Raw genomic sequence first — 23,294 nt, forward strand, 5'->3', positions numbered from 1 at the left:
TATTTGGAAAGTCGCTTCTACGATACTGCAACGAAAACAAAAAGGTTAATAGTCAAAAAAACAGTAACACACCGTCTTATGGTAGTATCACGGAAAAATATGCAGTTACTCACAAAAATTTAACTGAGTCAAATGTTGAAATTTTACTAAAAAATTCTATAATTATCATTTGGTTTCAAAATATGTTAATATTAATAGAATATCAATTCGATTAGGGGCAATAATGTTTACTATAGTAGACCTATCTAACTGGAATTTTAGCTACGAAAAAATGGTGTCAGGTACTAGAAAGAAAACCTGGGTAAAGAATAGTAACCAGACATATTTATTTAAAGAGCCAAAATATAATTCTAATGAAATTTGGACTGAAAAAATTACCGCTGAAATAGGAAAGAAAATCGGTTTTAATACTATGGAAGTTTGTTTTGCTGAAAATGGTGAAAGCCAAGGTGTAATACTAAAGAACTTCGTAAGAAAAGATGAAGAATCAATTGAAGGTGCTGAAATATTATCAGCCTTTATTGAAGGTTTCGATCCTTTTTCACTTAAAGATTATTTTATTGAGAATATTTTTGAGGCCCTGGAAGCGGAAGGGTACTTACCCTTTATACTTCAAGACTTAGTAGATCAATTTATTTTTGATATTCTAATCGCTAATCAGGATCGACATAGCGAAAATTGGGCCATTATTAGAAATGCTGAAGATCATACTATCAAATTTGCTCCAATTTATGATAATGGTTCTTCGTTAGGTTTTAATTTAGAAAGCAGTAATATGGAAAGATATAACTCTGGAGAAAAGAAATTAAGTTCATTCAATAACAAGTCTAAATCTATTATAGGCGTAAACTGTAAAGAAAGACCTAAATCAAAATTATTATTTTTATATTTACATATAAACTTCAGGGACGAAGTGATAGAAAGTTGTAACAAAATTAATACATTGTCTGAAGAACATATTTTTCAAACACTATCAGACGTTCCAAAGGACATAATGCAGCATACGCAAAAAGAGTTTGTAACAAAATTGCTATTATCCAGAAAGGAAATGATTCTGGATTGGCAAAAGGAGTGTGAGTGTCATGAATAAGCTCTGGTTAATTTGGCAAAATGAAGATACTAGAAAGAAATATCATATAGGGACTTTAACTAAACAAAAGGATCACTATTTCTTTGAATACAGTAATAAATATAAATTTAGAGGTCTAAGAGATGCTCAAAAAAATGGGTATTCATATTTATTCCCTTTTAAAGACTTAGACAAAAAATATAGAAACAGCGTAATGTTTCCAACGTTTACTAAAAGACTCCCCAGTAAAAGCAGACCTGATTATGTAAAGCTTTTGAAGATGTTTGGTTTAGATGAAAATGCTTCAGATATGGAAATCTTGAGGATTACGAAAGGTAAGACAGGTGTTGATAATTACGAGTTTATAACACCCCTCACAGTAGAAGGGAATAAGTTAGATACTCAATTTTTCATAGAGGGTATTAGACATTATGATTTTTCAGATATAGCTAATCCTGAAAAGTATTTTGAAGAAAATCCTGAATTAAATCTGATCAAAGATCCGATGGTGCATGATTCTACAGCAATTAAAATTTTAACTAAAAACAATCATGTACTTGGTTATATTCCTGCTGTATATTCTAAGATTTTAACTGAGATGATGGATTGTACTCGATTAAAATTAAATGTGAGTCATGTAAATAGAGACACTCTGCCTCAATTGGCTTTATACGTAAATATTAAAGCTTCTATACCTCTATCATTTTTAAATGAATTTTCAGATGACTTTGAAATTATGGATATGGAATCCAGAGTATAAAAGATAAATTAATTCATAAGCAGCTCGGGAGAGTTGCTTTTTTATTTTCAGTTTTAGTAGAAAATGATTTATACAAGAGGTTTGTCATCTTTAAATTTAGAAGGATTAAAATAATTAAGAATGGCTTTTTCCCTTCTTAATTATTTTCGAAGCTCTCATTAATGAATGGTTTTGCTTTTTCTAGGTCTTCTTCGCTTCTTAAAGTGAGTGCAACGTTACCTGTTCCATAATGTCCAATATTGGTAACATCTCTGCTGAAGCCTTTTTCAAATTCAATTTTTGAACTATCACCTTTCACATAGATAATTATTGCTTGTTTTCTGGGAAATGCTTCTACACATACAAAATTTTTAATTCTCTTAAACGCTCCATAGAATTTTAATTTTTTGAATTGAATTTCGTCACTTAAAGCCATTATATAGTCATGTAGACTTTCAAAAATGTTACTTAAATTTTCATCTATTAGAGTAAGGTTATCTTCAAAAGTATTTTGATAGTTGGCAGTTCTAATCATATTTATTGATGAAACAGGCGCTGTAGCTTGATTGTTTTGAGCTGTCGTCGTATTTACTAAGTCTAGTAATAAATAATTATCTTCATAATGCTTATATCTATATAACTCAATATTTCTATCAATTAACTGCACAGCATGTTCATCATATTTCGTAAAACCGCCTGCTATACAAACTAACCTAGGATTGGTCCAATCCATTTCATTCGCGATTGCTTTGCCGTATTTCTCCATTACCAGCATTTTGAATTCAGCTTTATGGTCTAATAACCATTCAAGGTAAAATAAACCTTGATTGATTACATTCTCATTTGTTGCCCTTTTATATTCTATTATCACGGGGGAATTATTCTCGTCTATACCTAATGTATCAATTCTACCTCCATGCTTTGGCCCTGTCGGATATTCACTTCCTAAGAATTTGATACCCAGAAAGGTATCTAAATTATTCTCAATCATTATTTGCAATGTTTTTTCTATAGTCATTGATTTGCCTACTAATTCAGTTACCTCATTATTGTTTAAAGAAAATAATTTTATATCTCCCAAATATATCCCCTGCCATTTCGTTTAGAATGGTGGATTTTATAATGAAACTACCCACCTTTGATACAAAAAACGCCATGTGAATTTCATGTTATATTGAAGTTACCACAACTCTCAATAAAAGATGAAATCACATGACACAAATTCATGATAACATGCCACGCCGTAAGGGCAAACACTTAACACGTGATGAACCGATCCAGACCAAAGTTTTAAATAAAAAAGGGGGATTTGAACCGTTCAATTGCACAGGCCATCGGCTGTAATCGTCAAACAGTAAAAAATGAACTGGATTGCAGGTCAGTATCCCTGCATTCATAGAATGGGGCGGATACAAAGATATTTGAAGACGGATGATCGCCCGACACTGTCATCGGTTATTTGAGGTGCAATTTTCCGTATGCCACAGCACGACTGCCGTGTACGATGACAATCTATCATTGGATCAACGTTGGGATGATGCGGACGAAGAATATCGATTTGCTTGAGAAAGTCAGCCGTGCGCCCAGAATGCCCGGCCGACACGGTCAAGAAAACAAGCACAAGCTGGGGTTTTCCATTGAAGCCCGGCCGAAATATATTGAAGACCGAGCAGAATTTAGACACTGGGAAATTGATACGGTACTGGGCATCAAAGGCGAAGATGATGCCGTACTCATGACCCTGGCGGCGCGTAAAACACGGTTTGAGTGCATCATTAAAGTCGACCGGAAGGATACGTCATCGATTTCAAAAGCCGTTCAATCCCTGGCCGCGCGCACCGGTACAGACATGCGTGCCCTGTTTAAAACCATCACTTCAGATAACGGGTCGGAGTTCAGCACTTTAGAAATGAATTTAAAAGAAACCACCCAAGTGTATTTCAGTCACCCGTATGCTGCTTATGAACGCGGCACCAGTGAAAACCAGCACAAATTGATTCAACGATTGATACCGAAAAGTCAGCCCATCAGTACAGTAAGTGCGCAGGACACCTTGCGCGTCCAAAAGTGGATGAATACGTATCCGCGGAAGCAGCTTAATTACCGCACGTCCCAGGACGCATTAATGGCAGAGATTAAGCAAATCGTTTATAAAAGTGTAAAATCACCCCACAGGGGAGAGGAAATGCCCTTCATCCATTCACAATCTCTCCATACCGGAGACTGGATCAATGGCAAACTTAAACTTGAAATTCGCGTTAAATATATAAAACCAATCGTTCACAAACACTTACCTTTTGTTGATTCGTTCCTGTAATATGAAGGAATTTCATAGAAAAATGAGATTAGCATCGTTTATAGGATAGTACGCTATGGTTATGAATTCAGTAAGGGCGACCTTTGATAAAAATCTATTTTATTTCATAGATCCTGTTTCTTCATAGTTAATGTACCAAGAGAGTGCCTCTTGAAGCATATGCGGCCACTGCCCACCTTTTTGACATGCCCTTTTAAAATAGGACATTAAAGGCTCCCTAAAATGCGGTGCGGCGCAATTTTCAATAAGTAACTGTGCCCGCTCTCGAGGACTTTTTCCTCGAAGGTCAGCTACGCCTTGTTCTGTCACTACTACGTGAATATCATGTGCAGTGTGATCCACATGCCCTATCATAGGAAGAATTGTTGAAATTTTCCCGCCTTTTCGAGTGGATGGCAGCACCATGATGGATATAAGTGCATTTCTCGTAAAGTCCCCGCTTCCACCGATTCCGTTTAATAACCAGGATCCACGCACCGCTGTTGAATTTGCATTTCCATAAATATCTACTTCAACAGCTGAATTGACAGCTATGACACCTAACCTTCTGAGGACTTCTGGGTGATTAGTTATCGACTGCGGCCTTATGATTAAGGACGATCGATACTTATTAAAATGATTCGTGAACTCAGTTTGAGCAGCCTTAGAAAGAGCTAAAGTGCCGGCTGAAGCCTTTTGGATCGTACCTTCTTCAGTCCTTCTAATACATTGTCATGAACAACTTCGGAGTACAAGCTTAAGGGAGCCAGTGTTTCAGATAAACGATTGGTTATAAAATTTCCTAAATTCCCCACTCCTATTTGAAATGGCTGAGTTGAGGAGATTTGATCATCGGATTTAATGTCTTTTAAGAAATCGCTTACATTTGTTCCTATAGAAATTGTTTCTTTATCAGGCTGAGTATACGTATAACCAGTATCCGTTTTATCACTTGATACAATTGCCACGATTTTGTTTTTATCAACACCGATCTCTGAAGTTCCAATTCGGTCACTTACACTAAATATTGGAATATGATCCTTTTTGCCGAGAGAAGGTATGTCAATGATATCACGCATTCCGTGAAATTCTTCTTCATTTCCTACGTTAAGTTCTAATATTACCTTTCTTGCCTGCTTTAAATAATCAGGCGTATTATCGACTGAAAAACGAGGAATTAATCCTCCACTTTCTGTTATTCCTGAAATCTCGATCAATGCAATATCCGGCGCTCCCCATTGCTTTGCGTCAATACCTTCCGCAACACGCCCTATATGGTAGTCGCTATACGTCAATTCCCCATTATTGATTAAGCTGCGTATATCTTTTGATGACTGGTATGGGGACAATCTGCTTATGCCTCTGTTTTTAATCCAATTATCCATTTCAGAACCCACAGCTCCACTGGTGACAAGTGTAATATCACGGGGACCCTTGCTTCCAAGATTTGCAAGGGAGGCTGGTACAACCTTTGGATACCCGACTTTAGAAAAGCCGCTGGTTACTACTGTCATACCGCTTTCAATATATCTCGTCGCTGATTCTGGGCTCATGATCTTATTTTTATATTCTTCGGGAATGATATCGTTTAAAGCCATTTTAAATAACCACCTTTTAAAATTTTAATCCTCACTTTATCCCAAACTTTTTAAATGAAATTATTCATTCACTTGATAATCGAGTGACTCTTGCTTCAAGGCTTTCACTGCCTGATCAGACGCAACTTCTGCCATTTTATTTCTTGCTTCATAGGTATCGTTGCCAATGTGAGGTGTGAGAATTACATTATCAAGTTTTGTGAGTTTTTCATTGATATGTGGTTCTGCTTCGTGCACATCGAGTGCTGCCGCTTTTATCTGGTTATTCTCTAAAGCTTCTGCAAGGGCCTCTTCATCCACGACACCGCCGCGTGCAGTATTAATGAAATATGCGGTTTCTTTCATTTGTTCAAATTCCTTTTTGCTGATTAAGTAATGCGATTCTTCTGTGTAATTCACTTGTGTAATCACATAATCTGCTTCTTTTAATGCTTCACCAAGACTTACTTTTTCAGCATTGATTGTTGCATCTTTTTCTTCAAAATCAACATATAGAATTTTCATATCAAAAACTTGAGCAAGTTTTCCAATATACTGTCCGATCTGACCAAAGCCGATGATTGCAAGTGTTTTATCGATGACCTGATTGCCGCCGAGATATCCCATGACCTGCCATCCGTCAAATTCATTCTTGACCGCCATTTCATGGCTCGACAGCACTCTGCGTGATAATGCAAGCATCGACGTAATTGCTAGTTCGGCAGTTGATGCTACTGATTCATGTACAGGTGTGTTTGTTACAGGAATATTATGGTTTTTAGCGGATTCGATATCGACATTGTTATATCCGGAACCGATGTTTGCAATAATTTTCAAGTCGGAATTCATATTGATAATGTCACTCGGAACATTTACATTAACACCGGTTATTAATGCATCTGCATCTTTAATATTTTTAATGATTTGATGCTGATCAGGGGTCGTTAATTCATTATGCATATCTAGTTCAAAGTTCTGTTTTTTAATGATTTTTACTGCATTTTCAGGCAGTTTTACGGCACTATAAATTTTCTGCATATTTTAACCTGCTTTCTAACTCTTTTAAAATTAGTACTACTTTTGTTAAATCCTATATCCTAAATTGGGGAATCCAAACGTTAAATGAAAACGCTAACTTTCTGAACATTATTGCTTAGACTTTCAGATTCCTTTCCTATCTTTACATATGACCTTATTTTCTTATGATAGTGAAATGTTCTGCTTGAAACTAATTCCTCTTCAAAAAGCGCCTAAGCCCCGCTACTTCCTAAAAATAATCTTTTATAAAATCTTATAAAAGAGAAAGATGCTGGACTGACCCAGCAGTATGAGACACAGATAAAACACCGCATATACCTGGCGGGGTATTTGACTTATTAACAGGATACTTGTATATTAAACGTAATAAATTAATGAAAAGGTGAGTTTAATGACTGAGTTTGATATACAAGTGGCTTATGATAAGGCGATCGTCAACAGGATCAACCGTTTACAGGGACAAATAAATGGTGCACTGAAAATGATTGAAGAAGGTCAAGGCTGCAGAGACGTCATCACTCAACTGAGCGCAGCCAAGAATGCACTCAACCGGACAATGAACATCATTGTCAGTGAAAACCTTGTTCAATGCGTGAAGGAAACCATGGATAACCCTGATGAGAATGCAGATGAACTGGTGAAAGAAGCAGTTGAACTGCTCAACAAAAGCAAATAAATCATCTGTTTTATTTGCTAAAAATTATACCCCTGCGGGTATTTGACAGGTGGATATTGCTGTGCTAATATACCCCTGCAGGTATTTAGAAGCGGGAAGGATTTTGAATATGAGTAAAACACAAGAACAGTATCACATTAATGATGCCGACCAATTGGTCGAAAAAAATGAATATTTACTGGATGTAAGAGAACCTTTTGAATATGAAATGGGGCACATTGCTAAAGCGGACAATGTATCCGTAAATGAAATTGAAGAGCGTCTTGGGGAACTTCCCAAGGACAGAAGAATCCATGTATATTGCCAGCGTGGAACGCGTGGCGCAAATGCTGCAGAAATATTGGAGCGCAATGGATTTGATGCAGTAAACCTGGAAGAAGGCTATTCTGCATATACAGGTGAATATGACAGTGCAAATGACGTAAAAAGTGGGTCTGCTTCCATGTCAAACGCAAATATTGAACTCGATCCAAATCGGGTAAAAGTGGAAGCAAGAGGGCTCCAATGTCCGGGGCCGCTTCTCAAAGTGAATGAGGTCATGGAAGAACTGGATTCAGGACAACAGTTGGAAATCACGGTGACAGACTTCGGTTTCTGTACAGATGTTGAAGCATGGGCCCGTAAGACAGGTAATACTATTCTTAAAAATGAAAAATCCGATGATAAAGTCGTAGTGGTCCTCCAAAAGAATCCGCCGCAACCTGACACAGAAGGTGCAGGCCATCAGATGGTGGAAACGAAAGACGGCGCAACAATGGTCGTATTCAGCGGAGATTTGGATAAAGCATTGGCGTCATTCATCATTGCTACCGGCGCAAAAGGTATGGGGAAAGATGTCACGATGTTCTTCACATTCTGGGGACTGAATGTCATCAAAGATCCAAATGCACCGAAAAAGAAGAAAACCGGTCTGGATAAAGCCTTTAGTATGATCATGCCGAAGTCTGCATCCAAACTTCCGATTTCCAACATGAACATGTTTGGGCTCGGCTCTAAAATGATTCAATACGTAATGAAGAAGAAAAAAGTTGATGCCCTTACTGAAATGATTGATAAGGCCGATAAACTCGGCGTCAAAATGGTGGCGTGCACAATGAGCATGGATATCATGGCCATCGAGGAGGACGAATTGCTTTCCAACGTCAATTTCGGCGGTGTGGGCACCTACCTCGGGGATGCGGAAAACGGCAACTTGAACCTGTTCATCTAATTGAACAGGTTGCCCAGCGCATTAAAGCAATCATTAATTTAAAATTTCAAGGAGTGTATATCAATGTTCTTCAAACAATTTTTCGATAAAAAACTTGCACAAACATCCTATATGGTCGCTTGCCAAAAAACACAAGAAGCAATCGTCATTGATCCAAAACGCGTGATTGACGAATATGAAGAGGTGGCGAAAGCAGAAGGCTTCAATATCACCCAGGTGACGGAAACTCACATCCATGCCGACTTCGCTTCCGGACTGCGTGACGCGGCAAAACATTTCAACGCAACCGCTTATGTATCTGATGAAGGCGATGAGAATTGGAAATATGAAAATATGCCTGAAGATACTGTGTACTTGAAAGATGGGGACATTATCAACGTCGGCAATGTCGAATTGAAGGTCGTCCACACGCCGGGTCATACACCGGAAAGCATCTCCTTCGTACTGACCGACCGTGGTGGTGGCAGCGATGAACCAATGGGTGTCTTCACAGGCGATTTCCTCTTTGTCGGCGACATCGGTCGTCCAGATCTGCTCGAAGAGGCAGCAAACATGGCAGGCACTGCTGAAAAAGGTGCGGATGCGATGTTCGATTCCCTTAAAAAAATGAATGACTATCCTGATTTGATGCAAGTATGGCCGGGACACGGTGCAGGCAGCGCATGTGGTAAATCTCTCGGCGCCGTGCCTTTATCCACTCTTGGATATGAGCGTAGGAGTAACTGGGCCTTCGAATACGAAGATAAAGACGCTTTCATCGAAGAGTTGACGAGTGACCAGCCGGAACCGCCAAGCTATTTCGCCCAGATGAAGAAAGTTAATAAAGAAGGGTTGCCTGAATTCAAAGTGAAAGCAGTCGAAGTGGGAACACCAGAAACACTTCCAGGCCAAATATTCGACTTAAGAAGTAAAGAAGCTTTTAAAAAAGGGTTCAAAAAAGGAGCCATCAACATCCCATATAACGATAAGTTCCTGCAATTTGCCGGCTGGTATGTTGACTACGACCAACCGATGACAGTCATCGCAGATCCTGAATACACTAAAACACTTCAGGAAGATCTTGCATCCATCGGCTTTGACCACCTTGAACTGATTGTCCCTGAAGAAAAAGTGGACAAGTACTTTGATGATTCTTATGAAAATGTGTCCCCTGAGGACCTTATCAAAAATTATGAGAACAAGCATATCCTCGATGTCCGTTCTACTTCCGAGTATACAAAAGGCAATGTCGATAATGCACACCACATCCACTTTGGCCACCTTGATGAAAAAGAAGTGCCATTCGGTACGGATGATACAATCTACGTCCATTGTCAATCCGGTGTCCGTTCTGCCATTGCAATGAGTGTACTCAAAGCACGCGGCTATGAGAATGTAGTGAATATTGAACGTGGCTATGCCGGCATCAAAGCAGCAAAGCAGTAATGCCTTATTTCTAATCGGGTCCATCGGTGCCTCCATCTCCTGGATGGCAGGAATCGATGGACCCGATTTTTATTTTCTTCTGATTCAATGCCCACTGTTCCATTCTGTTAAATAACCGAGTGCCCACTCTCCAAGTAAAAGGAGATTGAAATCGGATATAGTGGCTCAGGACCAAGGAAAGGGATAAGCACTAAAAAGATATATCGTTGCCAAGACTTGAACATTTTAATCCACTTTGTTTTAATTTTTTCAACTACTAATATATTAAACCAACTGCATGTATAGCCCTCTGATGTAATATTCCTGAACTTTACATATTATTCTTCAACTCATCTCTTGAATCTTTCCAGGTGGGGAATTTTTTATTTAAAAATCGTGTCAGATAAAATTGTGCAAACAGAAGCGGGATGAGAGTGCTTATATAGCCAATAATATTGTCCAGTGACTCAGGGTAAGGAAAATAAAAAATCATGAGTATATGCACGATCGGTACTATAATACTGATCCAGGCTTTTTTCATTTCATCCGACATAATTTCTTTCACTCCAGTTTAAAATTATAAAGCGGTTACTTCTAACTCCTTAGTGCATTCTTACCATCTCTCGTGAATGAGGAAGCGACAATCATCAATATTGCTTCGGTCGGACAGGCTGAACTTGATTTTGATGATTTGAATACCCAAAACAATTATGATGGTTTTCTCGTCTGCTCACGCAGTAAACTCGTTTTGATCATGTTCACATTTGACCTTGCCGAAAAACTCAGAAGTGAAGTCACCGATGTCAACGCCAACCACCCTGCCACACTCATGGATACAAATATGGTGAAGGCGCATTTCGGCAGTTCACAGTCCTCGGTTGAGCAGGGTCTGGATGCTGTGACATCTCTTGCAACCACTGAAGATGTCACGGGACAATTTTATGATGGTAAAAATCGTTCAAAAGCATTGAATCAGGCAGATGAAAAAGAAGCCAGGAAAAAGTTGAAAAGTATCACTGAAGACAATTTAAGCAAATATATGTAATAAAACACCGGACAGATCCAGATCTGACCGGTGTTGATTTTCACCAAATTAATTTCCAATGTGACATTACGGAAATCAGGTTTATTATGACAACTCATTATACCCTATAATTTCGAAACCATTTTGACCGGTAAGTAAATCAGGGAAACATGTACTAAAAATGGGAGCAGAATGTAAAAGGTGATATCCGCATTCAACGAATAATCCATAATTCCAAGCAGGACAACTGCTGTAAGAATACTGATTACAAGCCCTGTGAAGGGCAGCCAGTTCAAGTATGTGTTCAGATTTTTCTCCTGTTCTCTGCTTGACATTGGTTTCCTTCTTCTTTGTCATTTTTATCTTATGAAACGCCGTCAGTCTTTCTCTTATAATTCAACACAGTGAATAACGGTATCATTATAAGAAAAACCCAAAATTCCGGGCTGTTGACCTGCAGAAGGTTCATTCTTGGTTTGCCGACGAGAAAGTTCATTGCTGCAACCACGCCCCACAAAAATACCAACGCAGATACTTTCAACCTCTTACCTCTGCTGTCTGCCTCTTCCGCCACCGTTTCATTCTTTTCTTTTTTGTTCAAACCTTCGAATATGGCTATCACAATAATGACCAGCCAGGCAAGCCCCATGGGTCCGTATTGTACTGTCGCGGACATCCAGGCGCTGTCATGGAAAAAATCAGTGACAAAAGACCATAGCAGCGATAAATATAATAACGTCATCAAAAGTTTACCTTTAAGATGCATACTCTCCACCTTTGAATATTGCAGTTACCGGATTTTTAATGTGCCGCTTGTCAGGATAAGATAAAACCTGTTTAAAAATCAAAAGAAATAAGGGCTAAAAACAATGGAATCGTTAAACCTAAAATAAAAAGAACGGAAACTGACGTTTCATATTTTTCAGCACCCGATAACTTTTTTAGAATGGGATTGGCAATCGCTCTTATCAAAGCAACACAAAGGACAACACTGATCAGGAAAATCACTTGATTATCATTTAGAAACGTGATGGCAAGAAAGAACATCACCGAAAATGGAACCCCCAGCAAAAAAGAATACAAATACTTCATCACTTCACCTCTTTATAGAAAATGACACGAGTTAGTCTTCATGCCGATTCCTCAGCATAGCAAAGAATAAAAAGCACTGTCGAACGGTAAATTTGTAATATGTTAAGTATAAACAGTATTTTATATTCCAAATTCCTTGTTAGAATCTTCAACTGGATTGATTATGACCAGATTTCATCTGCGATATTGACGACGTGTTTGATTTTCTTCCACTGTTCTTCCTCTGTCAGAAGGTTGCCCTCTTCAGTGGAAGCGAACCCGCACTGCGGACTGAGTGCCAGCTGATCGAGCGGTACGTACTTGGACGCTTCCTCGATGCGTTTTTTCACTTCTTCCTTGTCTTCAAGTTCACCATGCTTGGAAGTGATCAGGCCTAACACGATGGTCAGGTCATCTCTGTTCACATGACGCAGTGGTTCGAATCCGCCCGCACGCTCTGTGTCATACTCAAGGAAGAAACCGTCGATATTGAGTTTGCCGAAAATTTCTGATGCGACCGGTTCATAACCGCCTGAAGAAATCCAAGTTGAACGGAAGTTGCCGCGGCAGATGTGCATCGTAATTTTCAAATCATCTGGACGGCCGGATACCGCGCCGTTGATTGTTTCCAAATATTTCTCTACAAGGCGATCCGGGTCCACTCCTTTTTCTTTCAACTGAGCCTTCTGTTCATCGGAACAGAGGTAAGCCCATGCAGTATCATCGAGCTGAAGGTATCTGCACCCTGCATCGTAAAATTTCTGGATGCCTGTTTGATATGCTGCAGCGAGATCTTTGAAGAATGCATCCTCATCCGGATAGGCTGCAGGATCAATTTCGCCGCGGAAATGCAGCATGCTCGGGCTTGGAATCGTCACCTTCGCCGTATGCGCCCCTGCCTGTGTCTTAAGGAACTTGAAATCTTCCAGAAACGGATGATCATCGAAGCCGAGTTTGCCTGTCACTTTGATCGCCCGTGACTTGGTCTGCTGGTCTTTGAACTGGATGCCGCCGCCGGACCAATATCCCTCAACGCCGCTCAGACCTTCGAGGAAATCGAAATGCCACCATGCACGGCGGAATTCTCCATCTGTCACAGCTTCAAGGCCCGCTTCTTTTTGTTTTTCAACCACTCTCGTGATTTCTTCATTTTCAATCTCAGCCAGTTTTTCCTTCGAGATTTCACCTGTTTCAAGTTGTCTTCTTGCATTTTTAATCCGTTCAGGTCTCAGCAGACTGCCGACCTGATCTGCACGGTATATCTTTTTAGTACTTTTTGCAGTCATGAATGCCACTCCAATTTTTATATTATATAAATACTATCATGTATATCGGATATAAAAGAACAGGGTGGATTTTATAATGAACCTAGCCCCTGTGATACAAAAAGCGCCATGTGAATTTCATGTTATATTGAAAGTCAACCACAACACTCAATAAAGGAATGAAATCACATGATGCTACCTCATGATAACACTGAATCCATCAAAGACAAACACCTCACCAAAGATGAACGGACCCAAATGATGATAAACAGATGATTAGTGGAAAATCCAAACGCTATCTATAATAAGGGTTAATAATATAGTTTAAAATGGAGTAGATTAAAGATGAGAATTGAATTTGTTCATGACGTTATATGTAGTTTCTGCTTTCCTATGTCATACCGTATGCGAAACATCGATGAGAAGTACTCAAATGTTGATATCAGCCACCGATCGTTTGCACTTGGATGGGAACCATCTAACTTTGAATCTATGTTCGGCTCACACGAAGCGGTTAAACCTAAAGTGCTTGGTCATTGGAAAAATGCTAACGAAAACGATGACCTGCACCGTTTCAACATCGAAGGTATGAAGGGACAAAAATTTCTGTTCCCGAACTCCAAGCAGCCTTTAATTGCCGCTAAAGCAGCTGGATTACTTAAAGGTGAAGATGGATACTGGGAAGTCTTCGATGCACTTCAAAATGCATTGTTTGTAGAAAATCAGAACATTGCAGATATGGACATCATAAACAAGGTAGTTAAACAAACATCATTGAACTTTGATGAGTGGAAAGCACTCTTTGAAGATTCAGATACTGAAACTGCAGTATTAAAGGATCTTGAATTTGTAACGCAAAATGGTATTCGCAGTGTACCGGCATTAATTGTTGAAGATAAATATCTAATTAGTGGTGCGCAATCTCAAGCTTCAATTGAAGAGGCGCTTGAAGACATCGCTGATAAAGAGAACCTTCAACTGAATGGGTTGCAATTATTCGGCAGTGAGGGTGATGCCTGTCGAGTGGTTGACGGCCAGTGGCAATGTGATTAAACACTATGTATGATGTCGGACCCATGAAAACTATTCATCCAGTAAACCCTCAACATTATAAAGATACGCTGAAGTGTATGGTCGTAGTGTGTGATAAGTAATTTTAGAGTGCGATCTTGTTGGACGCATAAGTAGACTCCTCCAGTTACCATAATTTTGAAAATCGCCAGAATCCATATTCACTTGGATTTTTTGAAGAGTCTCTCCGCTTGCTATAGGGACAATATTCTAAATGTTGCCAGCGGACAGCTGTTTTTTCGATTATTGCTACAAAATACACTCTTTGAACAATAATAAGTTTTTGAATATTATCTGTGTTACAGTTAACCTTGATTAAATAATTTCGTATGTAACCGGAGGCATCGTATGAACAATTGGATTCTATATCTGATCGGTATCATCTTCTTCATCATTGCAGGTTACCTGCTTCTAGGCAAAATCAGTTGGTTCAGCCGTGCTGAGATATACAGGACCATAAAGCCAAAGAATGCAAAAACAGAAAATACACCCGAAGACTTGTTTGATTTCTATGTTGAACACTCACATACAGAAATCAAGTATGAATTATGGGAAGGCTCAGACGGCAATAAAAAAGTGAAGGCAGCATTTTTTGATAGTGACATTGCAGACGTCCCTCTGATATCAAATTTCATTGCGGAAGAAAAATATTACAAAGAAAAATCATTGGGTAATATTACACAATGTATAAAATTTCTCGGTTTCATTGAAAGTATGAGCAATTCAAACGCTCTGGTCCGAACTGCAAGACACGTTGCTTATAACGTACTTAAACCGTTGATGTTATACTTGCTCATGATTTTTATCATTTTATATGGTTTTATATTCATAATCATAGATCAGGATATCGGAATGTTCGTAGAATTCCTCCCTTTTTTCCTGCTTGTCGGAGTGTTCATATATAGTTTCCACCTTATAAAAGAATTTAGCGTCTATATTTCTCAAAACTTACGTTCCCTTCGATTTGCTAAAGCATTTGGATTATCCGATGATGAATACAAAGCAATTTCTGGATATTTATGGAAAAACTATTTTCTCTATGTCATCTTTCAGGCAGTGAAGATTTTTATCATCATAACATTCGCTTTTCTGATTCTTGTTATGCTTCAGTAACCAGTGTGATGATACATCTTGTTTTGTAACGCCACCCATTATAGCAACATAATGGGTGGCGTTACTATACAGCCAAAGTGAGCACTGTATAAACGTCAGACCCGATAAGATAGTACGAAAGCGATAAAAAATGATTGAAGTATTCATGCAGAGCGATGCGGTTATTCATTCTCCCCTGCTGAGTTCGTACTGATTCTATGATATAATTATCTTATTATGGAAATGATACGGGGAGATATACATGAAGCAGTTACTGAATATTTCTAATATTGACAACGTAGAATTCACAGGTGTCTCTTTCATCGACGATGTTGTCGGCATCGATGAAAAGAGGATCTTTATCGATATGAAGCATTTCAATCGTCTTGATCTGAAATCCGAGAAAGTGGAACTGGCCATCAACCAGAAGTCATTGTCCGATTATATGGAAGAACGGAATAAGACTCTGCTTAAACAAGAAAACTATGCTGAATTTGACCATATGAACAATATGCTCGGTATGCTGGAACATGACTTTTTCAGTATTGATAAGATCAAACTGTTCTACCGTGATGAAAATAATCTGTCCGGTGAATATATCATTGACACATCGGATGAAGATGAGGCTGGTATGGCAAGCGAAACACATGATGGTGAATTGATATTGACTGTAAAATCTATTGACTAATCATAAAAAACACCTTCGATTGAGTACTTGATTCATTGTACCTCTTCGAAGGTGTTTTATATTGTCTTACATAATGAGCTTGCTTAATTGGAATCCCTGTTTAACATCCATTATTCAGCGGCTTCTTTCATGCCTTTATTTTTATTTTGGGTAAATATTGTAACTATGATAAGAACAATGATAGCTGCCGGCACAGAAATGATGACAGAGTTTATGCCAGTGGCCTCCAGATAGAAAATTTCCCAGACTAACGTCGTTACCAGCCCTGTCAGCATAGATGCCAGACCTCCTGCTTTTGTCACTTGCGGGAATAAGAATACTGCCAATAATGCAGGTGTAATTCCTGCCCCGTATACTGTATAAGCGTACATTTGCACTGATAATACAGTTGGGAAATACATGGTCAGCAGAAATGCAATAATCCCCAGAACCGGTATGAGAAATCTTGTATAAATAAGTTTCTGATGGTCATTGATATCTGTCTTAATATATTTTGAGAAGAAATCATAAATGACACTGGTCGCTGCGGACAACAGATATGAGTTGCCAGTAGTAACGATAAATGCCGTTAGAGCTGCTATCAGTATACCTCCAACAGCAATTGGCAATATACTTGAAAGAGCGATGACTGCCATACCCGGATCGATATTCGGGAACAATGAGCGTGAAATGAAAGCAAGGATTGAAATGATTGGTGTGACAATAATGAGACCGATAATCCACCCTGCAGTACCCAATTTTGTCGTCTTATCGTTATTTGATGCTGTCACCCTCTGATAGATGTTCTGATCCCCCAATAATAGGAACAAGGTTGGCAGATAATATCCCATTAACTGGACAAAGGTGAGACCACCTGTAATTTCCATATGACTTTCCGGTACATTTGAAGTAATTTCATTCCATCCACCACCCATTGATATAGCAATTGGCAATGCGATAATGAGGCCGATAATGACCAGAAAGGCACTGGCTGCATCTGTCGGTGCCACAGACATTAACCCGCCGATCGTTGCCAGGAAAATAATAATGACAGCGCCTATAATCGTCCCCATCTCAGGAGAAATTCCTGTGGATACACTCAAGATAAATCCAAGTCCCTGATATTGGTAGGATACTATCCCGACAAATGCCAGAATAATAATCACTGCTGCAAGGACACTTGCCCACTTTCCATATTTCATTTCCAGTATTTCTGCAACAGTATGTTTACCATAATTTTTGATTTTTGATGCAATCAAAAATATTGTCAGAATCCCTATCAATGACGGAATTGTGCTCATTAAAGCCGGCCATAACCCAAATGAATAAGCGAGTGAGTTTTGACCGCCTGTAACAGAACCGCTTCCGACCCATGTAGCTAACAGTGTTCCCATTAAAACAATGGGTCCAAGTGACTTACCAGCGAGTATGAAATCATCACTGGTCGTAATTTTTTTGGAATAATAAATACCCAGTATCAACATGAAGATACCATAACCAATGACAAACCATATCAACGCCGGCTGGCTTGTAAATTCCATAAAAAAACCCCGCCCTTTTGTTTGTAAAGTTAAGTTAATATGAATCCAACATAGCAAACTGAAAATATAGTTTCAAATGATGATTTATTAAGAATCTGAATATCATATTGAAAAATCAGGACTGATCCAATTGCTATGTTAAGCGACCAGGAAATCATTTCACTCTGGTACTTCAAATGGTAGAATCAACATAAACCAATGGATGGTAAAGTTGCTAAATTATCTCAAGGTCTGCCTTCAGATTCAGCATGCGAAAGTTGCGAGGGTAAGTTCTATGAATTTAAAACAGAATGGGGATGAGTGTTTTGAATGATTCTAAAAAGAATCCTGACAGTAATTCAATAACTACAAAAGGGTTGTTAAAGTTTTTAATTCCTTCATTATTCGGTATTATAATATTTTTAGTGCCGATAAGGGATGCAGATAATAATTTTAATATTCTGCTCGGCGTCATCACAGAATATTTTATTGATTTACTTTCTGATTTTCTTCCGTTAGTGATCACTCTAGTCATTGTCGTTTCAACTGTGTTTTCAGTTATTACATATTTTTTTAAACCAAAGTTTATCACTGCTTCCAAAATACTGAATTCGTTGTTTAATACAACTTTGCTATGGTTGATTATAAGGGTAATCGGAATGATCGCAATAATAATGACATACTTTCAGACCGGCCTCGAAGTCGTATATTCTGAAGTGACAGGCGGCACGATGATGGGATTATTGACGACACTGATCATGTGGTTTTTAGTCGCTTCATTTTTAATGCCTTATCTGATTAATTTTGGAATAATGGAATTTACCGGAACAATTTTGAGAAAGGTCATTAAACCATTGTTTACCTTACCGGGCAGATCAGCGATCGATTTGCTTGCATCATGGATAGGAAATGTCAATGTCGGCGTGGTGTTAACCCGTGAACAGTATAATCGCGGATTTTATACTGGGAGAGAGGCAGTGGCCATCGCAACAAATTTTTCAGCGGTTTCTCTGCCATTTTGTCTTGTTATTGCGCGTTTACTGGAAGTGGATCATGTCTTCCCATTACTTTATCTGACGATCGTTATTACCGGTATTATTTGTGCAATGATTATTCCGAGGATTCCGCCAACATCCAGAATCCCCGATACGTTTCTTGTTGAAAATCACTATACTGAAAAGGTGCCCGAGCATAAATCCAGGTTTGTATGGGCTTTGGAACAGGGGGTAAACCGTGCAGAAAGATCCGGCTCCTTCAAAAAGCAGCTAAAACAGGGGTTTGAAGTTTTTGTGGATATTTCATTCGTGCTTATACCTCAAGTGATGGCAATTGGAACGATCGCATTGATTTTAGCTGAATTTACGCCTCTTTTTACAATAATTTCTCAGCCAATGGTGTATGTATTGGAGTTTCTGCGCATCCCTGAAGCAGAAGCTGTAGCGCCGGCTACAATCACCGGCTTTATCGATATGTTCATCCCGGCAGTGCTGGCAGCAGGAATCGAAGCAGAAATGACACGGTTCTTTATCGCCGCCTTATCATTGGTCCAAATCATTTATCTGACAGAAATGGCAACGTTAATTATTATTTCAAAAATGCCTGCGAATATATGGAAACTGTTAATTATATTCATTGAAAGAACCATTATTTCAATGCCGATTATTGCGATTATTGCCCATATTATCTACTAATATTTTCAAGGAGGGTATTTATGATTAAAGTCGTTCGCACTTTCGATTTCCCGGGTGCACTTGAAATTGAGAAAGAGATTTTAGGTGATGAAGTGGAAATTATAGAAGCACCGTCTTTTACTGAAGACGATTTAATTGAAAACTGCAGGGGTGCAGATGCAGTGATTTGTGAATATGAGCCTTTTACAAAAAGAGTTATAGATGCCCTGCCTGAGTTAAAGCTGATTGCATTTGGTACAATAGGGTTTAATTATGCAGATGTGGAGCATGCGAAATCTAAAAATATTGCTGTCTCCCATATTTCAAAATACTGCATTAAAGAAGTTGCGGATTATACTATGGGTATGATGTTGATGTTGAATCGCAGAATCAATTATTTTCATGATAATGTTAAAAAAGACAGAATATGGGGCTTTGATGCTTTTCCAAACATGAGAAGATTTGAAACACAAACAATAGGTCTTTTGGGGTTTGGTAATATCCCTCGATTGATTGCTGAAAGATTGAAACCATTTGGACCAAAAGTGCTGGCCTACGATCCGTTTGTTGATAAACATGAAGCTAAAAATAATTATAATACAGATATGGTATCCTATGAGAAAGTATTGGCAGAGGCAGATATATTAAGTATTCACCTCCCGGTCAACAAAGAAACTGAAAAGATGATTAATGATGAGAGTATTGCAAAAATGAAAGATGGTGTGATTCTAATCAATGCCGCCAGAGGACAGCTGGCAGATGAACCTGCTATTCTGAATGCGATTAAATCAGGGAAAATACAACATTACGCTGCTGATGTACTGAGTGAAGAAGATCCGGATTTAAGCAGCCATCCATTTATGGAATATGAGAATATAATTCTTACACCGCATATTGCATTTTATTCACAGGAATCAGTTCGTGAAGCTTCAGTTGAAAGTGCAGCAAATGTGAAGCAATTTTTCCAAGGGAATTATAAAGAAGCTCAAATTGTGAACGGTGTCTATCTTTAATATGTTTAGATTCAGGTACACAAACATACCACCGCGCTAAAAAAAGTTTAGCGCGGTGGTATTTCTTCTGTAACTTGGACTTATCTTCCTGGCTTATCCCTGTCGTTTGCGACAATTCCAGTTTCTCAGCTCACTTCTCATTTTCCCGCATGTTCAGCAAATACTGAGGCGCATCCATCGGATCCGTTACGACAAGTTCAATCAGACTCATCCCATCATACTGTTCGGCCTTTTGAATGGCAGCATCCAACTCCCCATTCGTTCGAACCACTGCTTTAAATATATCAGCCGAACCGGCGAATCCTTCGGCCAGAGTCATATGATCCCATCTCGGGATATCGTTATAATCGGCGAAAGGGTGATCAATGTTTAAATATCGTTCAATCGTATATCCCTGATTGTTCAATATGAAAACAATGGGTTTGCAGCCGTTTTCAATGAGTGTACTGAGTTCTTGTATGGTGAATTGCAAAGCCCCTTCACCAATGAATAGTAACACCCGGCGGTCGTCTGATGCGATAGCTGCGCCTAATGCTGCCGGGGTTGCATAGCCGATGCTCTGCCACGCGCCGTGGGAAATGAAAAACGCACCGCTTGGCAGTTTAACCTGACTCATCCCGTAAGAAAGAGTGCCGGTATCAATGATCATGACATCATCTTGTTTAAGCATTTTCTGAAAGCGCGGATAATACGCTGCAGCTGCCAGTTTTTCTTCCGGTGCACCGACCACTGTATCATAGATAGACGCTAGCGATTCTACCGGACCCGCTTCTCGATACTCCAATTTCTGCAATGCTTTTAAAGCGTCCGCTGCATAGATATTTTTATATGCCTTTTCCGTCACGATCATAGAGTGCGGATGAATGATGATCATCTTTTCAGGGTCCAAATCAGCAGTGTACTTAGCCGTATTAAAATCTGACCATAACAACCCGACTGCGATGATACAATCGGCATCTTCCACCCGGGCACGGACATTCGAATCTCCAAAGGCTCCGGCATACATTCCAATGTACTGGGGATGTTCTTCATCAAAGCCGCCTTTACCCTGCAGCATTTGCGCGACCGGAACATTCATTTTTTCGGCAAGGGTTTCTACGTAAGGCTCCAGATTATAGCGCAAGGTGTTAAAATCCACAAGCAGGACTGTGTTGGCTGCCTGATCCAGCCGCTGCTCTGCCTCCTCCACCGCGGCCTGCAATGCTTTGTTGTCCGCAGCCATCCCGGCCTCTTCATCCCTGAGTGGCCCCACGGGTTCCAGCACCTGGTCCATGGGGCAATCCAGATAGACTGGTTTCTTTTTTTCCCTGGCGATACGAATAGCTTTGGGAATTTCAATTCCGGCGTTCTCAGCCGTAATTTTAACAGCATAACCGGTGATGTGCGCATGCATTTTTCTAAACACGTCAAAATCTCCGTCCATCAAACTGTGATGGAGGTTTTGTCCCTCCTGTTGATCATTCAAATCCGGAGAACCGATAATGTGTATCAGCGGGATATTTTCACTGTAAGATCCGGCGATAGCGTTGCTGGCACTCAATTCCCCTACGCCAAACGTCGTGATCAACGCGCCCATCCCCTTGACGTGGGCGTACCCATTCGCCGCATAGCCGGCATTTAACTCATTGCGGTTATCGATTAACTCCATGCCCTCATAAGTTTCAAGTGTATCGAGCAACGGAAAATTAAAATCTCCCGGCACGCCAAAAATTTCGTCTATTCCCTCTTTTTGTAAGCATTGAAATAAAAATTCGCCAACGGTCACTGTCATATTCGAAAGTCCTCCTTAAAAGCTTTAGTTAGGAGTTCCCTATTAATAAGAAATTTACACATTTTATGGCCTGAATGTCGGAAGAATCAATTTGACTTAACATCACAAGTCATTAAGCACATTAACCATTCTTTCAGCGACCAATTTGGATGTACGCAGTTGAGATTCTTCTGTCAGCCCTGCGATATGCGGGGTTAAGGTGACTTCTGGTGTGTGATGCAGCGGGGATGAATCTGACAATGGTTCCTCTTCTAATACATCTAAATAAGCGCCTCTAATTTCACCATCTTGAATTGAAGTACATAAATCCTTTTCATCGACGATACCGCCCCTGGATGAATTAATGATATAGGCATTCTTTTTCATTTGCTGAAAAGTACTTTTGTTAATCATTCTGCGCGTGTCATCTGTTAACGGGACATGCAGCGAGATAAAATCAGATTGTGAGTATAATGATTCAAGTGTATTACAAATCTTAACGCCTGTTTCTTGAGTAATAAAATCATAAATATTTATAAAGGGGTCATAGCCAATGACATTCATTTGAAATGAATCCGCGCGTTTTGCCACACGATGAGAGATCTCTCCCATGCCAATAAGACCGAGCGTTTTACCGGCTAATTCTCCCCCGGTAAAAAGTTTTCTTTGCCAATTCCCCCCGCGGACATCTTCATTCGCATCATTTAAATTGCGAGAAGCATCGAGCAGTGCAGCCATCACATATTCACTGACAGAGGTCGCGTTCGCATTTTTGGCAATGATCACTTGAATATTATTATATTTTGCTGATTCTAAATTTATATTATCAACGCCTACACCAAGTCTGCCGATTACTTTGAGCTTACTCCCACTCGTCATCAATAATTCATCAACGATCGTTTTATTTCGAACGATCAGGCCGTCATAGTTATCTATTACTGATAATAATTGTGTGCGATTTTCTCCTAATGACGGGTCATAATCAACTTCGAATCCGGCGTCAGTTAAAGTCTGTATACCAATGTCCCATATCAGTTCAGTAATTAATATTCGCATTTTTCCTCCTTAGATCGCTTAACAATCGTTAAATCTGATTTTACAACAAGTTCAAGCGGAGTTCCTATAATATGGTCCAGACGAGC

24 protein-coding genes are annotated in these 23,294 nt (G+C 39.3%); 12 read left to right on the forward strand and 12 right to left on the reverse strand.

The window, feature by feature from the left end; genetic code table 11:
- The first annotated feature begins 223 nt into the window (after positions 1–223).
- On the forward strand, positions 224–1,090 hold the full coding sequence (locus G343_RS0105740; RefSeq protein WP_020007167.1) for a HipA domain-containing protein: 867 nt from the start codon (positions 224–226) through the stop codon (positions 1,088–1,090).
- On the forward strand, positions 1,083–1,829 hold the full coding sequence (locus G343_RS0105745; protein WP_020007168.1) for an HIRAN domain-containing protein: 747 nt from the start codon (positions 1,083–1,085) through the stop codon (positions 1,827–1,829). Before G343_RS0105740 ends, G343_RS0105745 begins: the two co-directional genes overlap by 8 nt.
- 136 nt (positions 1,830–1,965) lie before the next feature.
- On the opposite strand, the gene G343_RS0105750 is transcribed toward G343_RS0105745, so the two are convergent.
- The gene (locus G343_RS0105750) at positions 1,966–2,889 is read right to left on the reverse strand and encodes a DUF5655 domain-containing protein (protein WP_020007169.1); all 924 of its coding nucleotides are present in this window, start codon (positions 2,887–2,889) and stop codon (positions 1,966–1,968) included.
- Between the two features lie 378 nt (positions 2,890–3,267).
- On the opposite strand from G343_RS0105750, the gene G343_RS14775 reads away from it, so the two are divergent.
- A complete protein-coding gene (locus tag G343_RS14775; protein ID WP_169336666.1) occupies positions 3,268–4,125 on the forward strand; it encodes an IS30 family transposase in 858 nt (285 codons plus the stop codon).
- Positions 4,126–4,224: 99 nt separating this feature from the next.
- On the opposite strand, the gene G343_RS15945 is transcribed toward G343_RS14775, so the two are convergent.
- Genes G343_RS15945 through G343_RS0105765 form a run of 3 tightly spaced genes read right to left on the reverse strand, consistent with a single transcriptional unit; the run spans position 4,225 to position 6,719 of the window.
- Positions 4,225–4,830 (reverse strand): acetyl-CoA hydrolase/transferase C-terminal domain-containing protein, encoded by a 606-nt coding sequence (locus G343_RS15945; RefSeq protein WP_083931364.1) that lies wholly within the window; start codon positions 4,828–4,830, stop codon positions 4,225–4,227.
- Positions 4,779–5,702, reverse strand: coding sequence for a sugar phosphate isomerase family (locus G343_RS15145; protein ID WP_020007173.1), 924 nt, complete (start codon positions 5,700–5,702; stop codon positions 4,779–4,781). Before G343_RS15145 ends, G343_RS15945 begins: the two co-directional genes overlap by 52 nt.
- Positions 5,703–5,762: 60 nt before the next feature.
- Positions 5,763–6,719 (reverse strand): NAD(P)-dependent oxidoreductase, encoded by a 957-nt coding sequence (locus tag G343_RS0105765; RefSeq protein ID WP_020007174.1) that lies wholly within the window; start codon positions 6,717–6,719, stop codon positions 5,763–5,765.
- Positions 6,720–7,131: 412 nt separating this feature from the next.
- On the opposite strand from G343_RS0105765, the gene G343_RS0105770 reads away from it, so the two are divergent.
- From G343_RS0105770 to G343_RS14785, 4 genes are all read left to right on the forward strand, one after another.
- Positions 7,132–7,395 carry a metal-sensitive transcriptional regulator gene (locus G343_RS0105770; RefSeq protein ID WP_026366290.1) on the forward strand — a complete coding sequence of 88 codons (264 nt, stop codon included), beginning with the start codon at positions 7,132–7,134 and terminating at the stop codon, positions 7,393–7,395.
- Between the two features lie 109 nt (positions 7,396–7,504).
- On the forward strand, positions 7,505–8,605 hold the full coding sequence (locus G343_RS0105775; protein WP_020007176.1) for a DsrE/DsrF/DrsH-like family protein: 1,101 nt from the start codon (positions 7,505–7,507) through the stop codon (positions 8,603–8,605).
- A 63-nt stretch (positions 8,606–8,668) separates the two neighbouring features.
- Positions 8,669–10,030, forward strand: a complete 1,362-nt coding sequence (locus G343_RS0105780; RefSeq protein ID WP_020007177.1) for an MBL fold metallo-hydrolase — start codon at positions 8,669–8,671, stop codon at positions 10,028–10,030.
- A 604-nt stretch (positions 10,031–10,634) separates the two neighbouring features.
- On the forward strand, positions 10,635–11,054 hold the full coding sequence (locus G343_RS14785; protein WP_020007179.1) for a Rossmann-fold NAD(P)-binding domain-containing protein: 420 nt from the start codon (positions 10,635–10,637) through the stop codon (positions 11,052–11,054).
- Between the two features lie 104 nt (positions 11,055–11,158).
- Here the strand turns inward: G343_RS14785 and G343_RS0105795 are convergent, their stop codons facing one another.
- The 4 genes from G343_RS0105795 to G343_RS0105810 all read right to left on the reverse strand — a co-directional run bounded on the left by G343_RS0105795 (position 11,159) and on the right by G343_RS0105810 (position 13,390).
- On the reverse strand, positions 11,159–11,368 hold the full coding sequence (locus G343_RS0105795) for a hypothetical protein (RefSeq protein ID WP_020007180.1): 210 nt from the start codon (positions 11,366–11,368) through the stop codon (positions 11,159–11,161).
- 29 nt (positions 11,369–11,397) lie between these two features.
- Positions 11,398–11,799 carry a hypothetical protein gene (locus tag G343_RS0105800; RefSeq protein WP_020007181.1) on the reverse strand — a complete coding sequence of 134 codons (402 nt, stop codon included), beginning with the start codon at positions 11,797–11,799 and terminating at the stop codon, positions 11,398–11,400.
- Between the two features lie 71 nt (positions 11,800–11,870).
- Positions 11,871–12,125: a hypothetical protein gene (locus G343_RS0105805; RefSeq protein ID WP_020007182.1), complete on the reverse strand. Its 255-nt coding sequence runs from the start codon at positions 12,123–12,125 to the stop codon at positions 11,871–11,873.
- Between the two features lie 161 nt (positions 12,126–12,286).
- Positions 12,287–13,390 carry a 5-methyltetrahydropteroyltriglutamate--homocysteine S-methyltransferase gene (locus G343_RS0105810; RefSeq protein WP_020007183.1) on the reverse strand — a complete coding sequence of 368 codons (1,104 nt, stop codon included), beginning with the start codon at positions 13,388–13,390 and terminating at the stop codon, positions 12,287–12,289.
- Positions 13,391–13,714: 324 nt separating this feature from the next.
- On the opposite strand from G343_RS0105810, the gene G343_RS0105815 reads away from it, so the two are divergent.
- The 3 genes from G343_RS0105815 to G343_RS0105825 all read left to right on the forward strand — a co-directional run bounded on the left by G343_RS0105815 (position 13,715) and on the right by G343_RS0105825 (position 16,220).
- Positions 13,715–14,422, forward strand: coding sequence for a DsbA family oxidoreductase (locus tag G343_RS0105815; RefSeq protein WP_020007184.1), 708 nt, complete (start codon positions 13,715–13,717; stop codon positions 14,420–14,422).
- 366 nt (positions 14,423–14,788) lie between these two features.
- Positions 14,789–15,553 carry a hypothetical protein gene (locus G343_RS0105820; RefSeq protein WP_020007185.1) on the forward strand — a complete coding sequence of 255 codons (765 nt, stop codon included), beginning with the start codon at positions 14,789–14,791 and terminating at the stop codon, positions 15,551–15,553.
- Positions 15,554–15,794: 241 nt separating this feature from the next.
- The gene (locus G343_RS0105825) at positions 15,795–16,220 is read left to right on the forward strand and encodes a hypothetical protein (RefSeq protein ID WP_020007186.1); all 426 of its coding nucleotides are present in this window, start codon (positions 15,795–15,797) and stop codon (positions 16,218–16,220) included.
- Positions 16,221–16,330: 110 nt separating this feature from the next.
- On the opposite strand, the gene G343_RS0105830 is transcribed toward G343_RS0105825, so the two are convergent.
- Together G343_RS0105830 and G343_RS15735 are read right to left on the reverse strand one after the other, a co-directional pair.
- Positions 16,331–17,740, reverse strand: coding sequence for a sodium:solute symporter family protein (locus G343_RS0105830; RefSeq protein WP_020007187.1), 1,410 nt, complete (start codon positions 17,738–17,740; stop codon positions 16,331–16,333).
- 280 nt (positions 17,741–18,020) lie between these two features.
- Positions 18,021–18,320 carry a hypothetical protein gene (locus G343_RS15735; protein WP_245541936.1) on the reverse strand — a complete coding sequence of 100 codons (300 nt, stop codon included), beginning with the start codon at positions 18,318–18,320 and terminating at the stop codon, positions 18,021–18,023.
- A gap of 58 nt (positions 18,321–18,378) precedes the next feature.
- Between G343_RS15735 and G343_RS0105835 the strand changes: the two genes are divergently transcribed.
- Both G343_RS0105835 and G343_RS0105840 read left to right on the forward strand, forming a co-directional pair.
- On the forward strand, positions 18,379–19,410 hold the full coding sequence (locus G343_RS0105835; protein WP_245541937.1) for a YjiH family protein: 1,032 nt from the start codon (positions 18,379–18,381) through the stop codon (positions 19,408–19,410).
- A 20-nt stretch (positions 19,411–19,430) separates the two neighbouring features.
- A complete protein-coding gene (locus G343_RS0105840; RefSeq protein ID WP_020007189.1) occupies positions 19,431–20,402 on the forward strand; it encodes a C-terminal binding protein in 972 nt (323 codons plus the stop codon).
- A gap of 130 nt (positions 20,403–20,532) precedes the next feature.
- Here the strand turns inward: G343_RS0105840 and G343_RS14365 are convergent, their stop codons facing one another.
- Positions 20,533–22,173 carry an alpha-keto acid decarboxylase family protein gene (locus G343_RS14365; RefSeq protein WP_020007190.1) on the reverse strand — a complete coding sequence of 547 codons (1,641 nt, stop codon included), beginning with the start codon at positions 22,171–22,173 and terminating at the stop codon, positions 20,533–20,535.
- A gap of 102 nt (positions 22,174–22,275) precedes the next feature.
- Positions 22,276–23,208, reverse strand: a complete 933-nt coding sequence (locus G343_RS0105850; RefSeq protein WP_020007191.1) for a hydroxyacid dehydrogenase — start codon at positions 23,206–23,208, stop codon at positions 22,276–22,278.
- Between the last annotated feature and the right edge of the window lie 86 nt (positions 23,209–23,294).

The organism is Salinicoccus albus DSM 19776 (assembly GCF_000385175.1).
Classification (GTDB): domain Bacteria; phylum Bacillota; class Bacilli; order Staphylococcales; family Salinicoccaceae; genus Salinicoccus; species Salinicoccus albus.

Excerpts from the sequence above, each read along its gene's own strand:
- G343_RS0105815 (WP_020007184.1), top strand. The coding sequence starts at position 13,715 with ATGAGAATTGAATTTGTTCATGACGTTATATGTAGTTTCTGCTTTCCT.
- G343_RS0105795 (WP_020007180.1), bottom strand. The coding sequence starts at position 11,368 with ATGTCAAGCAGAGAACAGGAGAAAAATCTGAACACATACTTGAACTGG.
- G343_RS0105825 (WP_020007186.1), top strand. The coding sequence starts at position 15,795 with ATGAAGCAGTTACTGAATATTTCTAATATTGACAACGTAGAATTCACA.
- G343_RS0105820 (WP_020007185.1), top strand. The coding sequence starts at position 14,789 with ATGAACAATTGGATTCTATATCTGATCGGTATCATCTTCTTCATCATT.
- G343_RS15145 (WP_020007173.1), bottom strand. The coding sequence starts at position 5,702 with ATGGCTTTAAACGATATCATTCCCGAAGAATATAAAAATAAGATCATG.
- G343_RS0105775 (WP_020007176.1), top strand. The coding sequence starts at position 7,505 with ATGAGTAAAACACAAGAACAGTATCACATTAATGATGCCGACCAATTG.
- G343_RS0105780 (WP_020007177.1), top strand. The coding sequence starts at position 8,669 with ATGTTCTTCAAACAATTTTTCGATAAAAAACTTGCACAAACATCCTAT.
- G343_RS0105850 (WP_020007191.1), bottom strand. The coding sequence starts at position 23,208 with ATGCGAATATTAATTACTGAACTGATATGGGACATTGGTATACAGACT.
- G343_RS0105810 (WP_020007183.1), bottom strand. The coding sequence starts at position 13,390 with ATGACTGCAAAAAGTACTAAAAAGATATACCGTGCAGATCAGGTCGGC.
- G343_RS0105740 (WP_020007167.1), top strand. The coding sequence starts at position 224 with ATGTTTACTATAGTAGACCTATCTAACTGGAATTTTAGCTACGAAAAA.
- G343_RS0105830 (WP_020007187.1), bottom strand. The coding sequence starts at position 17,740 with ATGGAATTTACAAGCCAGCCGGCGTTGATATGGTTTGTCATTGGTTAT.
- G343_RS0105805 (WP_020007182.1), bottom strand. The coding sequence starts at position 12,125 with ATGAAGTATTTGTATTCTTTTTTGCTGGGGGTTCCATTTTCGGTGATG.
- G343_RS0105800 (WP_020007181.1), bottom strand. The coding sequence starts at position 11,799 with ATGCATCTTAAAGGTAAACTTTTGATGACGTTATTATATTTATCGCTG.
- G343_RS0105765 (WP_020007174.1), bottom strand. The coding sequence starts at position 6,719 with ATGCAGAAAATTTATAGTGCCGTAAAACTGCCTGAAAATGCAGTAAAA.
- G343_RS0105745 (WP_020007168.1), top strand. The coding sequence starts at position 1,083 with ATGAATAAGCTCTGGTTAATTTGGCAAAATGAAGATACTAGAAAGAAA.
- G343_RS0105835 (WP_245541937.1), top strand. The coding sequence starts at position 18,379 with ATGATCGCAATAATAATGACATACTTTCAGACCGGCCTCGAAGTCGTA.
- G343_RS0105840 (WP_020007189.1), top strand. The coding sequence starts at position 19,431 with ATGATTAAAGTCGTTCGCACTTTCGATTTCCCGGGTGCACTTGAAATT.
- G343_RS14365 (WP_020007190.1), bottom strand. The coding sequence starts at position 22,173 with ATGACAGTGACCGTTGGCGAATTTTTATTTCAATGCTTACAAAAAGAG.